Raw genomic sequence first — 13,014 nt, forward strand, 5'->3', positions numbered from 1 at the left:
CACGACCAACTCGCAGGCGGGCATGACCGCGGAGGTCTGGAGCGGAGACGCCCCGGTCACCTGGACGGCATCCCTCGACACTCCGGTGGCCACGATCGATGCGGTCACCACCGCCCTGAGCGCAGCTCGGACGGCCATCGGCGCGTACTCCGAGACCGTGTCCGGAATCGCCACACGTGCGACGTCGGTGAAGCAGACCATGTTCGAGTCGAACCAGGTCATCAACCGCCAATACGCGGACCCCGCAGGTGGCCCGACTCCGGAGCAGGCGCAGCACCGCCAGCTGCAGGAACAGGCGGCGATGGGAGACCTCACGCTGGCCCGCAACGCGCTCGAGGGGTTGGCCGATGAGCGCACCCTGGCTGACAGCACCCTGGTGCTCGCATTGACCCCGCCGAACGCCACCGCCTGGGAGGCACAGCGTCAGGCACTCGCCGCCATCGGCATCACCGACTCCGGCTCGCTGACGCCGAGCGCGGTGGCACAGGCGATGGCCGAGCTCGGGAACCAGATCGCCTCCGGCGACTATTCCGAGGCGGACGTCTCGAACCTGCAGACGCTCTACGACCTGTACGGCAAGAACCCGCAGGTGATGGCCCAGATGAATCGCGACATGGGCGGCGAGAACGTCGTCAGCCTCATCGACGAGCTTGGCCGTGGTGTGGTGGACGGCAGCGTCCCGGCCGCCGCGGCGTTGGCGCTCGCCCAGAGTGTCCGCGGCGGGTTGTCCGTCGGCTCGCAACGGTGGACCCCGCTCACCGGGCAGGAGTTCGCCGAGGAGATGATGTCCCAAGCGAGCACGATGGTCGGCGGTGACCCCGCTGCGATCGGTTTCCTCTTCGGTGACCCCACCAACGCGCCGATCGGTGTTACGACCACCCTCGCGCTCGCGGACATGATCGATACCGCGGAACGCGGGAACTACCAGATCTGGCAGGACTCGTCGCCACTGCCCGGCGGCACGACGCTCGCGCTGCTCGAGGAGGAACAGACGGGGCTTTCCGGGCTCCGGGTCGTCGACATGGCGGGGCGGGTGTTGGAGACTCTCGGGGCATACCCCGCTGAAGCGCTCGAGTGGTTGACGAGCGCCGAGGACGACGGCGTCACCGGCGAAGGCAAGCTCGGCGAGAACCGCGTCGACTACTGGTATGGAGAGCGGGACTGGTCGACGTACGACCAGTTCGAGGGCCCTTCCGGTCTGTGGGCCGGCTCGCAACATGCGCCGGGCGGACCTGGTGACGGCAGCGTCACACTGCCGGACGGAACGAACAATTCACCGCAGGTCTGGCACGACAGCGCACAGCTGACGCATGACATCATGGAGGCGCTTGCAAGGAACGAGCAGTTCGTTACCGAGAACGTTAGCGAGATCGCTTCGGTCAAGATGGTTGCGGCTTTGGCGCCGCAGATTCCCGGCTTCGTCGAGGATCCGCTGTCGGGCATGGGCGATGACGGGGGTTCAACACTCGAGTCCCCCGTCTTCGGATCCGGCGACCCTCGGGAGTATGCGAGGGTGTCGCGAGAAATCTTCGCCGAGGTCTTCGGCGTAGCGGGAGATCACGCTGCGGGCGCAGAAGCCTTGAGTACCGTCGTGACGAACTATCAGGTGGGCCTCTCCGAAGCAGCAACCGCAGAGAACGCATCGGTGCCCGGCCTCACGCAACGCATCGCCATTCTCCAGGGCATGCTCGACGGTGCAGCGGACGGCGCTGCGCTCGGCGAGGCGACCCGTCAAGATGAGGCCGTTGAGGAAGCGATCGGCTTACTGGCGGACGCCGTGGGCCTGATCCCCGTGCCTGGGCTCGGCGGTGCCGCCGATATCGCGCAGGACTATCTGCTCGGTCAGCTCATCGATGCTGCAGAAGCCCACGACGTCTCGACGTTCGCCACCAACCATGCGGAGCTTTCTGAGGCCCAAGGTGAGGGGGGAGTCGCCGATCGCCAGGTCCTCCGAATCCAAACTGCGCAGCTGGTGTGGTCCGTCAGGCAGCCTGACGGAGTGCCCGACCCGACTGGCATGGATGCGGACGAGCTGGACGCCTGGTTCAGGACGAACGAAGTCGCGCTGAACCGGGCGTTGGACCCGCTGTCCAGCGGAACCACCTACGACACACTGGCCGGGGTCTACGACCTCGCCTACGGTCGGGCGAGTGGCGCGGCGGAGGCCGGATGAGTGCCGGAGTGAGGATCGGTGGCTCGGCCGCAGCCGTCGCGCTGCTCATCACGCTCGCCGGCTGCACGCCGACTCCGGCGGAACAGTCGGATCAGGGGGTCCCGGAGGTCGTCTGGGCTGACGGAGAGCCTTCGGGCGAATTCGAACAGGATGCTTGGGTTCAAGCGGCTCGGTCGGCGCTGACCGCCCTCGCTGTGGCACAGAACCGCAACGACTTCGAATTGCCGGAGCTGGTCGAATCCACGACGTACGAGGTGCGGTCGGCCGCCTGGCGCGGCGCGCGGGATCGTGTCGAGGCCGGAGAGCGGACCGACGTGCACCCCGGACCGCAGCCGCTGGAACCGCAGAGCGTCGAGGTGTCGGCGGACGGTCGAAGTGCGAGCGTCCAGGCATGCGTCGCGCTCGACTGGTCGTCGCCCCAGGGCACTCCTCCGGAATCCTTCGATACGGCCGGAGCGGAGTACCGCCTCGAGCGCACCGAGGACGGCCGGACCGTCCTCGACGCCATCGTCGGCTTGCCGAACCTCGACTGCGCGACTGCTGATCCCGCCGTCGGGCTGTTCGATCCGGCCCCGAAGGAGTCTTCTGTGACGGATGTCGATCAGATCGTCCGCCCACAGACCGACTGATCTGGTCGGACGTCGGACACGGCGCACTCCGGATCCTGGCTCGCTCCGTCGTCGCTAGGCTGATCGAGGTCGCGTCGAGCGGCCCGCACTTCCAAGGGGATCCTGCATGCGCATCAAGCTGACGTTGACCAGGCCGTCGGGGTCGTCCGCCGACATCGTCGTGACGACGGACGCGGCGGCGAGCATCGCCGAGGTCGCGTCGACCATCGCGCGCGTCGACCCGCAGGGGCCAGACTCCGCGAACGCCGACTTCACGCTGCACGCGCGTCTGCCGGGCTCGACCGAGACCCTGCCGCTCCCGCCGGAGGCTCCCATCGGCGAGGCGTGGGTCGGTTCGGGTGCCGTCATCGAGCTCGCCGACGCGGGTGTGTATTATTCCGCGGCGCGCACCGGCCAGGCGCCTGCCGTCGCCGTCGTGCGGGTCCTCTCCGGCGACGACGCCGGCCGTGAGTTCACCCTGCCGGCCGGCAGCTGGACCATCGGTCGCGAGGCGAGCTGCGACATCGTCCTCGACGATCCGCTCGTCTCGAAGCGTCACGCACGCCTCGAGGTCGGCGGCGAGATCGAACTCGTCGACCTCGGCGCGGCCAACGGCATCGTCGTCGACGGCGGCATCGTCCCACGACTCAAGGTCATCGAGCCGGAGCGCGTGCTCATCGGCGACACTGAGGTCGAGATCGGCTTCGCCGGGACCGTCGGTCGCGCGGGCGTCGTCCCGAAGGCCGGACCGGTGTACTTCAACCGCTCGCCGCGCGTCGAACAGCGCTACGCGGGGGAGACCTTCCCCGCCCCCGAGCCGCCGACCGAGCGCGAGAACCAGCCGTTCCCGCTCCTCGGCATGCTCACGCCCATGCTCCTCGGTGGCGCGATGTACTTCTTCACGAAGAACCCGCTGTCGCTCATCTTCATCGCCATGACGCCGCTCATGCTCATCGGCAATTACTTCACCGGTCGCGGGCGCAACAAGCGCAAGCTCAAGCAGCAGATCAAGATCTTCGACGAACGGCTCGAGTCCCTCGGGAAGCAGCTCGCGGCCGAGCGGGAGATCGAGCACGACGTCCGCATGCGTGAGGCACCGTCCACCTCGGAGGCGCTCAAGCACGCGCTCACGCGGGGGCCGCTGCTGTGGACCAGGCGCCCGGAGCACTGGTCCTTCCTGAACCTCCGGCTCGGCGTCGGCACGATGCCGTCGCGCAACGAGGTCTCGGCGAAGGCCCGCGACAGCTTCCTGCCGGAGTTCCAGGAACGACTCGAGCAGCTCAAGGACCAGTACGCGACCGTCGCCGACGTGCCGATCATCGACAACCTCTACGACGCCGGCGCGCTCGGCATCGCCGGTTCACCGCAGACCGCCGGGGGAGCCGTGAACGGCATCCTCGTCCAGCTCACCGCCCTCCACTCGCCGGCCGAGGTCGTCGTCTCGGCGATCGTCTCGCCCGCGTGGTCGAACGCCCTCTCGTGGGTCAAGTGGCTCCCGCACGCGTCGTCGCCGAACAGCCCGCTCGACGTCGGTCACCTCGCCGACAGCGTGTCGAGCGGCAACCTACTGCTGGCCGCGATCGAGGAACTCGTCCAGACCCGCCTGCAGGCGGCCCGGGCCGGCGACGCCCGACGCGGAGCCATCTCCGAGAAGCAGGCGGCGCAGGAGCGCGGCGCGGAGATCGGGACCAAGAGCTCCAATGACACCGGCACGAAGTCCCCGATCCCCGCGATCGTCCTGCTCATCTCCGACGACGTCGGCGTCGACCGCGCACGCCTCGTCCAGCTCGCCGAGATTGCGGCGGACGCGGGTGTCTTCCCGATCTGGATCGCCGACGACGTCGTCTCGCTTCCCGCCGCCTGCCGCACCTTCCTGCAGGTACCGGAGGCCGGGGCCGGCGTCGACGCACTGGCGACGGTCGGCATGGTCCGCCTCGGCTACTCCGTCGACGACGCCCGCCCGGAGTTCGTCGACCCGGTGACGGCCCTCGACTACGCGCGACGCATGGCGTCCGTGATCGACGCCGGTGCCCTCGTCGAGGACTCGAGCGACCTCCCGCGGTCGGTGTCCATGGTGACGCTGCTCGGCCCGGAGCTCACGACCTCGAGCGACGCCGTGGTCGACCGCTGGCGACAGAACTCCTCGATCCACGACCGCACGCCCGGCCTCCCGCCGAAGCCTCGCCGGGCCGGCCAGCTGCGCGCGACCGTCGGATCGGGCGGTGTCGACGCCATGCACCTCGACCTCCGCGCCCAGGGCCCTCATGCCCTCGTCGGCGGGACGACGGGTGCCGGTAAGAGCGAGTTCCTCCAGGCCTGGGTGCTCGGGATGGCGGCCGAGTACAGCCCCGACCGCGTCTCGTTCCTCTTCGTCGACTACAAGGGCGGCTCGGCCTTCGCGGACTGCGTGACCCTCCCGCACTGCGTCGGACTCGTCACCGACCTCAGCCCGCACCTCGTCCGGCGGGCGCTCACGAGCCTCCGCGCCGAGCTGCACTTCCGCGAGCACCTGCTCAACCGGAAGAAGGCCAAGGACCTCCTCGAGCTCGAGAAGCGGGGCGACCCGGACTCGCCGCCCGCCCTCGTCCTCGTCATCGACGAGTTCGCGGCCCTCGTCGGCGAGGTCCCGGAGTTCGTCGACGGCGTCGTCGACATCGCCCAGCGTGGTCGCTCGCTCGGGATCCACCTCATCATGGCGACCCAGCGGCCCGCCGGCGTCATCAAGGACAACCTGCGCGCCAACACCAACCTCCGCGTCGCGCTGCGCATGGCCGACGAGTCCGACAGCCAGGACGTGGTCGGGGTCAAGGACGCGGCGCACTTCGACCCGGGTGTCCCCGGGCGAGGCATCGCGAAGACCGGTCCCGGCCGCCTGAGCATCTTCCAGTCCGGCTATGCGGGTGGCTGGACGAGCGACGAGCCCAAGCGCTCCGACATCGAGGTCCGGGAGCTGCGCTTCGGCGGCGAGACGCGCTGGGAGGAGCCCCGCGCTGCCGACGCCGAGGAGGAGCGCGACCTCGGCCCCACCGACCAGCAGCGGCTCGTCGCGAGCATCATCGCCGCAGCCGACCGGGCATCGATCCCGGCGCCACGACGGCCCTGGCTCGACGAGCTGGCGCCCGTCTACGACCTCAGCAAGCTCCGTCAGCGGTCCGACGCCGAACTGCTCATCGGTGTCGCCGACCTCCCGGACTCGCAGGAGCAGCGCCCGGTCTACTTCCGGCCGGACGTCGACGGCCACATCGCCGTGTTCGGCACCGGCGGATCGGGCAAGAGCACGGTCCTGCGCACCCTCGCCACGGCGGCTGGCATCACGCCGCGTGGCGGTCCGGTCGAGGTGTACGGCCTCGACTTCGGCGCGGGCAGCCTCCGCATGCTGGAGGCCTTGCCGCACGTCGGCTCGATCATCCCCGGCGACGACCAGGAGCGCGTCATCCGACTGCTCCGCCGGATCAAGGAGATCGTCGACGAGCGCAGCGTCCGGTACGCCGAGGCGAACGCGTCCTCGATCACCGACTACCGCCGCGTCTCGGGTCGCAACGACGAGCGCCGCATCCTGTTGCTCGTCGACGGCTTCCAGTCCTTCCGGCAGGAGTACGAGACGACGCTCGGCCTGTCCTCCTGGTACACGCTGTTCCAGCAGCTCATCACCGACGGCCGGCAGCTCGGCGTGAACATCGCGTTCTCGGCCGACCGCCCGGGCTCCGTCCCGACGAACATCAGCTCCGGTGTGCAGCGGCGCGTGGTGCTGCGCCTCGCGGACGAGACCGGCTACCAGCTCCTCGGCGTGCCGAAGGACATCCTCGGCCCCGAGTCGCCCGCCGGCCGGGCGATCGTCGACGGCCTCGAGGTCCAGGTCGCGATCCTCGGCGGTTCGCCGGTGCTCTCGGACCAGTCGGTCGCGACGGTCCGGCTCGCGGAGGCGATGTCGCGCGCGGGAGCCACGATCACGGCCCCGCCGATCGGCGCGCTGCCGAAGGAGATCGAGGCGCGCGAGCTGCCCGAGCGCGTCGGCGACCGCCCTGTGCTCGGGATCGGCGACGCCGACCTCGCACCGATCGGGTTCGACCCGTCCGGGGCGTTCCTCGTCGGCGGCCCTCCCGGCAGCGGTCGGACGAACGCCGTCGCATCCCTGGTCGGCGCCATGCGACGCTTCGATCCGGCGACGCGCTTCGTCTACTTCGGTTCCAAGCGCTCGGAACTGCTGCGGGAGCTGCGCTTCGACGAGTCGGCCGTCACCCCCGAGACGATCGCCGAGCAGGCGAAGGCGCTGTCCGCGGCGATCGCGGCCGAGACGGTGACCGGCCGGACGGTCGTCGTCATCGAGACGCTGTCGGACTACCTCAACGGCATCGCCGACCCACCGCTCGTGGAGCTCATCAAGGCCATCAAGCGCAGCGACCATCTCGTGATCGCCGAGAACGAGGTGTCGGGCTGGTCGTCGTCCTGGCCGCTCATGGGCGAGATCAAGAGCGCCAGGCGGGGCATCCTGTTGCAGCCGGAGCAGATGGAGGGCGACCTCGTCCTCCGGACGACCTTCCCCCGGCTCGCGCGCAAGGACTTCCCGCAGGGGCGCGGGATCTACGCGAACCGCGGTGCGCTGTCGCGCGTGCAGCTGCCGATCGCGCCCGAGTTCCCCGTCTCCTGAGCGGCGTCGTCCCTGGGTGGGGACTGCATGGGGAGTGCTCCCCATGTGCTCCCGCGAGGCGTTGTGGTTACATGATGAAGGCACCGACGGTGCCGGTGACCACAACGAAGGAGCAAGACTCATGGCCAACATCAACGTCAACTACAGCGAGATCAAGCAGGCCGCCGTCAACCTGACGACGGGTAAGGGCGAGGTCGAGACCACGCTCAACCGCCTCCAGACCCTCATCAACAACCTCGTGTCCTCCGGGTTCCAGACCGACACCGCGTCCGGCACCTTCAACGAGACCTACACGGCCTTCACGCAGAGCGCGACGGTCACGATCCAGCACCTCGACAAGCTGTCGGGCTACCTCAACAACGCCGTGACCACGCTCGAGCAGACCGACGCAGCCCTCGCTGCCGGCGCCGGCCAGTAGTCACCACCGTCGGCTTCGCTCTGCGCGCCCTCCCGACCAGGTGTCGGTGAGGGCGCGCGGGTTTTCCGGCGAAGGCGACCCACGGCGACAGCGACGCAGCACCACGCGACGAGGAGCGAGCAGTGTACGGCGACACCCAACAGATCCGCCTCCGCGCGACGGAGCTACGAACCCTCGCGACCGAGGTCCGTAGCCGCGCCGGGGACCTCCGCTCAGCCGCCGAGCTCGCGTGGACCTCCACCGCGGCGGAGACCTTCATCGAGCAGCTCGGCACCCGGGCGGTCTCGCTCGAGAACTCGGCGATGCAGCTCGACGACGCGGCCGACAAGCTCGACGCGCACGCGACCGCCGTCGAACACGTGAAGCAGCTCATCGAAGATGCCGCGCGTTGGGTGGGCGACCGCTGGAACGACGCGGTGAACCTCGTCTCCGGCGCGGTCGAGACCGTCAAGGACGGCGCCGCGAAGGTGTTCGAGTTCTTCGGCCAGGAGGTCCCGGACTTCCTCGTGCACCAGGCCAAGGACATCGTCGCCTCCACGCCATCGCTTCCGACACCCGGTGACCGCAGCTGGCTGGACCTTGCAGACCTCTACCGCAGCCGAGGATGGACCCCCTGATGCCCATGACCCGTACCCGCCCGGCTCCCGCCGCGGCAGCCTTCCTGCTGACCGCGGACGAACTCCACGTCCTGGAGCACCGCACCCCGCACATCGTGCTGCCACCCGCCTTCCACACCGAATGGGGTTCGGACGTGTCGCCCGCCGAAGTCCGTGAGCGCGAGCAGCGAGCCGTCGCGCGGCTCCGGGAGCGGCGACTCCTCGCCCGCGGCGACGACAGCCTCCCGGACGACCTCACCGCTGACGTCGACCCCGATTTCGCCGCCTTCCTGTCGATGCCGCAGTTCGCGACGGCGGCCGTCGACGCCTCCTGCTGGACCCTCGACCGGACGGCGATCCAGTCCGTCTCCGTGATCGGCGCGCACGCCCTGGCGCTGTTGCGGACGCAGCGGGTCGACCACTCGGATGCGTCAGTCGCCGAGCACGGCACGGCCGCGCGCGACGAGGACGCCGTCGAGATCCGCGCCTTCGACACCGCCGGGCTGGCCCAGCAACTCCTGCGACCCCTCTCCGCGCTCCACGACGTCCCCGACGCGCGGGGTCGTTCGACCGACGTGGTCGTCCTCCCGCTCGCGGACGCCGAGGCGCTCGTCCTCGCGCTCCGCCAGGACCGACCGGACGTCGTCGGCGCGGTCGTCGAACAGCTCCACAGCCCGCAGGCCGCAGTGCTCCTCGGCGGCGTCGCCCAGCGGATCGACGGCGGCTTCCGGCTCGACGCACTCTCCCGGAGCGGGGAGCCCATGAGACGTTGGACGGACACGTGGCTCCGTGGTGCCGACGGCTGGGTCGCCGTGGCGGTCGACACTCCGGACGTCGAAGCGGCGGGTATGGACCCGTCCACCGTCGCCGAGGGGACCCGGGTCTCGCTCCGGGCCGTCCGGCGCGCGGACATCGTCGCCGAGGTGTTGGCGATCGCCGCGACCATCCAGGGAGCACGGGCATGAGCGGCATCACGGTCTCCGGTGGAGCCGGCGGCGTCGGCGCGAAGCTCGACGACATGCGGCTGCAGGCGCAGCAACTCGCCACGTTGTCGACCGAGCTGATCGGGCGTTCGGGCACGGCAGCAGCGAAGGCGGTCGACGGCGACCTGCTCGAATCCATGATCCTGTCGCCGGTGACGGGGGCTGCCGCGGAAGGCGCCATCGTCCTCGCCTCCGGTTCCCTGCTCCTCGTGGCGACCGAGACCGGCGTCTCCGCTGTCTTCCTCGAGGGCGCCGTCGTCGCCTACGAGACCGCCGACCAGCTGATCGCCGCGGCGACCGTCGCCCTCCACAACGGGGTCGCCTTCGTCATCGGCGTCCTCGCGGTGCCGGTCGGCCTCGTCGCAGCGGCGGGCGTGGCGGTGGTGGGCGGGGCCTGGATGCTCACCGTGGCAGGCGTCAACATCGTCGTCGAGGGTGTCGACTCGCTCGTCGAGGGCGCCCAGCAGACGCTGGACCAGATCGGCGACAACCCCTGGCTGCTGCTCTCACCGGCCGGCGTCGCGGGACTGTTCACCGCCAACTCGATCGCCGCCTACTCACCGCAGGAGGTCGTCGACCGGACGGCGGCGACCTATGCCGACGCGCTGTCGAGGCTGCAGGAACTCGCCCCGGTCGCGGCCCAGGCCGCCAACGAATGGCTGGGCGACAACGCGTGGATCGAGGACATCCTCACGGACGGTGCCCCAGGTCTCCTGGCCGGCCTCACCTTCCTCCCCGGGCTGTTGCCCGGCTTCAACGGACTCATGTCGGTCGTCACCGGCCAGGGCTGGCCGCCGCTCACCTATGAGCAGGCGATCGACGCCATCGCCACCGGTGGCGGCCGGTTCGGCCTCTTCGACGACGGGCAGGGCGGCCTCGCCATGGATCCCGACGACCCCTCACAGCCGCTCGCCGTGCCTCGGGACCGAACCGTCACCGACCTCGGCGACCTCCTGCAGGGTTCGGCGGACATCGACAAGGGTGAGGAGGAGCTCAGCAACATCCGCGTGATCCAGTCGGCCGGACCGCCGCCGAGCTGGATCGTGCAGATCCCGAGCACGCAGGTCTGGGATCCGCACGGTGGCGCGATCTCGAACGACCTCACCTCGGACATCGCTGCCATGCAGGGTGAACAGACGGCGCTCGGCCAGGCGGTGAAGGACGCGATGGCCGCCGCCGGCATCTCGCCGACAGACCCGGTGATGCTCGAGGGCTTCAGCCTCGGCGGGATCACGGCCGGGTCGCTGGCCTCGGACCCGGACTTCGGCTACAACGTCACGCACGTCGTCACGGCGGGTTCGCCGATCGCACGCTTCGACATCCCCGACGACGTGCAGGTCCTCTCGATGGAGTTCAACGAGGATCCGGTCGCCCGGCTCGACGGACAGGGGAACCCGGACTCGGCCAACTGGACGACGGTCCAGGGTGACGCCCCGCGACTGGGCGGCGTCAACCCGGAACAGCAGGATCCGGGGATCGCGAGTGCCCACAACGCGCAGCGGTACGAGATGATGGCGGACGAGACGTCGTCGTCGGGAGACCCGAGCGTCGACGCCTACCTGGACTCGGCGAGCGGCTTCTTCAGCGGTGATCAACAGGTGACCGACTACAGTCCTACGCGGAGATGATCGACCGCGGCCCGGCACCGGGTCGCCCGTCCACAGCCCGTTCCCGACCGTGAGGCCTTCCATGCGCATCAGCACCATCGTCCGATCCGGCGCCGTGTCGGTCGTCCTGTTGGGGCTCCTCACCGCCTGCGGGACCGCAGCGCCGACGGCGCAACGCACCCCGGCCCGCAGCCCGGACCGGACACTGGCCGCCGTCGAGGAAGCGGTCGCCGAGATCCCCGGGGCGGACTTCAGGGCCGCCCGCGCTTGGGACGGCACGACGGCGTACGTCACCGCGACGCTCTCGGCGACCGACGCCTTCACCGGCGACCCCGGTGCCCTCGTGGACTACTCCCTCGCGCAGCTCGCTTCCCAGGACGAGGTCGACCGCGGGCGCTTCGTGCGATTCGCCTTCGACGCGCCCGGACAGACCGTCGAGTCGACGATCGCCATCCTCGCGACGCTGGACATCGCCTCCGAGCAGTACGCCGGTGGCGATTCCGTGGAGCTCTCGAGCTCCGACCTCGAAGCGAGGTACGGAAGCTGGCCGGGCGAGGTACCGACCCTCCCCGCCGCGTTGGGCGGTGCGGGATGACGACGATCGAGACCGCGCGGTCCACGCACACCCTGCGCAGCGAGGGCCGGACCGACACCGGGCTGGTCCGACGCCTGAACGAGGACGCGTTCTACGCCGGCGCGCCCGCCTTCGTGGTCGCCGACGGCATGGGCGGGCACGAACGCGGCGAGGTCGCGAGCCGTGAGGTCGCGGCGGCGCTCGAACGCGGCATCCCGATCGGCATGCCGACGACGACCGAGGCGGTCGTGACCACGATCGTCGCCGCCAACGCGGTCATCCGCAGCATCCCCACGCCGAACGGGGTCATCGGCACGACCGTCGCGGGCCTCGCGCTCGTGGCGCTGTCGCCGCAGACCGACCTCCACTGGATGGTGTTCAACGTGGGGGACTCCCGGGTCTACACCTGGGCCGACGGCGCACTCCGTCGGATCACCGTCGACCACTCGGCCGTGCAGGAACTCGTCGACGCCGGCTCCATCACGGAGGCGGAGGCGCGCGAACACCCCGACCGCAACATCGTGACGAAGGCGATCGGCGTCGAGGCCGGCATCGACCCGGACGTCTGGCTCCTCCCCGTCGCCGGGCGGCAGCGCTTCCTGCTGTGTTCGGACGGGCTCACCGGTGAGCTGTCCGACGAACGGATCGCCGAGGTCCTGTCGCAGGGCTTCGAGGGAGCCGCAGACCGCCTCGTGGAGCTCGCGCTGGCCGCCGGCGGACGGGACAACGTGACCGCGCTCGTCGTCGACGTCGTGTCGACCTCGCTGATGTCCAGCGGCCCCGGCTACGATGACGCGGGTGGTCTCGGGTATCTTGAAGAGACGATGCCGCGAGGCTAGAGGAGTGGCCGTGTACTCGTACGAAATGGAACCGGCCGAGGTCCGCCGTTGGCTCGCTGTGGCGGGGCCCGGCAGACTGGTGCTGGTCGACGCCCAGGGAGACGACACCGCCGCTGCCGCATTCGCCGCGGACCTCCCGGGCGACGCGTCGCTGTCGCTGATCGTCGACCGCCTCGCGGCCGGCGGTCTCTCGAACACGCCCGCGTTCGCCGCGGCCGTCTGGGACGGATCGGGCGCGACGGTCATCGTGCGCGGGCTCGCGGCCGCCGTCGTGACGAGCGCCGCCGGGACCGAGACGGTCCTGGGCGCCCGCGCGACCACCTGGGTCGAGGAACACCACGCCGACGCGGTGAGCGTCACGCTCCGGAGCGACCAGCCGAACCCGTCCGGCGTGCGCCTCCCGCTCGGGTCGGGAGCCGTCTGGACGACCTCCATCACGGCGACCCTCGACGAGGAGGCCACGGCTTCCCTCGCCACTCCGACCACCGACGAGCGCCGGCCGACCGAGTCGTCGACGAGCACGCCGACCGCGGCGGAGCAGCTCGCGGCCCCGCCCGTCCCGGCCCCC

At 70.3% G+C, this 13,014-nt stretch carries 10 protein-coding genes; all 10 read left to right on the top strand.

What is annotated here, in order from left to right; translation table 11 throughout:
- The first annotated feature begins 85 nt into the window (after positions 1 to 85).
- Positions 86 to 2,173 carry a hypothetical protein gene (locus tag IFT89_RS13585; protein ID WP_202939231.1) on the top strand — a complete coding sequence of 696 codons (2,088 nt, stop codon included), beginning with the start codon at positions 86 to 88 and terminating at the stop codon, positions 2,171 to 2,173.
- Positions 2,170 to 2,802 (top strand): hypothetical protein, encoded by a 633-nt coding sequence (locus IFT89_RS13590; protein ID WP_194644089.1) that lies wholly within the window; start codon positions 2,170 to 2,172, stop codon positions 2,800 to 2,802. The genes IFT89_RS13585 and IFT89_RS13590 overlap by 4 nt, the downstream gene beginning before the upstream one ends.
- A gap of 106 nt (positions 2,803 to 2,908) precedes the next feature.
- The gene (locus tag IFT89_RS13595) at positions 2,909 to 7,429 is read left to right on the top strand and encodes an FtsK/SpoIIIE domain-containing protein (protein ID WP_202939232.1); all 4,521 of its coding nucleotides are present in this window, start codon (positions 2,909 to 2,911) and stop codon (positions 7,427 to 7,429) included.
- Positions 7,430 to 7,550: 121 nt separating this feature from the next.
- The gene (locus IFT89_RS13600) at positions 7,551 to 7,847 is read left to right on the top strand and encodes a WXG100 family type VII secretion target (protein ID WP_056008215.1); all 297 of its coding nucleotides are present in this window, start codon (positions 7,551 to 7,553) and stop codon (positions 7,845 to 7,847) included.
- 122 nt (positions 7,848 to 7,969) lie between these two features.
- Positions 7,970 to 8,464: a hypothetical protein gene (locus IFT89_RS13605; protein WP_202939233.1), complete on the top strand. Its 495-nt coding sequence runs from the start codon at positions 7,970 to 7,972 to the stop codon at positions 8,462 to 8,464.
- Positions 8,464 to 9,408: a hypothetical protein gene (locus IFT89_RS13610; protein WP_194644093.1), complete on the top strand. Its 945-nt coding sequence runs from the start codon at positions 8,464 to 8,466 to the stop codon at positions 9,406 to 9,408. Before IFT89_RS13605 ends, IFT89_RS13610 begins: the two co-directional genes overlap by 1 nt.
- Complete coding sequence (locus IFT89_RS13615; protein WP_202939234.1) at positions 9,405 to 11,054, top strand: hypothetical protein; 1,650 nt, start codon at positions 9,405 to 9,407, stop codon at positions 11,052 to 11,054. The genes IFT89_RS13610 and IFT89_RS13615 overlap by 4 nt, the downstream gene beginning before the upstream one ends.
- 61 nt (positions 11,055 to 11,115) lie before the next feature.
- Positions 11,116 to 11,628 (top strand): hypothetical protein, encoded by a 513-nt coding sequence (locus IFT89_RS13620; protein WP_202939235.1) that lies wholly within the window; start codon positions 11,116 to 11,118, stop codon positions 11,626 to 11,628.
- Positions 11,625 to 12,446, top strand: coding sequence for a PP2C family protein-serine/threonine phosphatase (locus IFT89_RS13625; protein ID WP_137242168.1), 822 nt, complete (start codon positions 11,625 to 11,627; stop codon positions 12,444 to 12,446). Before IFT89_RS13620 ends, IFT89_RS13625 begins: the two co-directional genes overlap by 4 nt.
- Positions 12,447 to 12,456: 10 nt before the next feature.
- Positions 12,457 to 13,014 (top strand): hypothetical protein (locus IFT89_RS13630; protein ID WP_202939236.1); only part of this gene is annotated, 558 nt, incomplete at its 3' end.

Source organism: Plantibacter sp. CFBP 13570, from assembly GCF_014841395.1.
GTDB classification, from domain to species: domain Bacteria; phylum Actinomycetota; class Actinomycetes; order Actinomycetales; family Microbacteriaceae; genus Plantibacter; species Plantibacter auratus.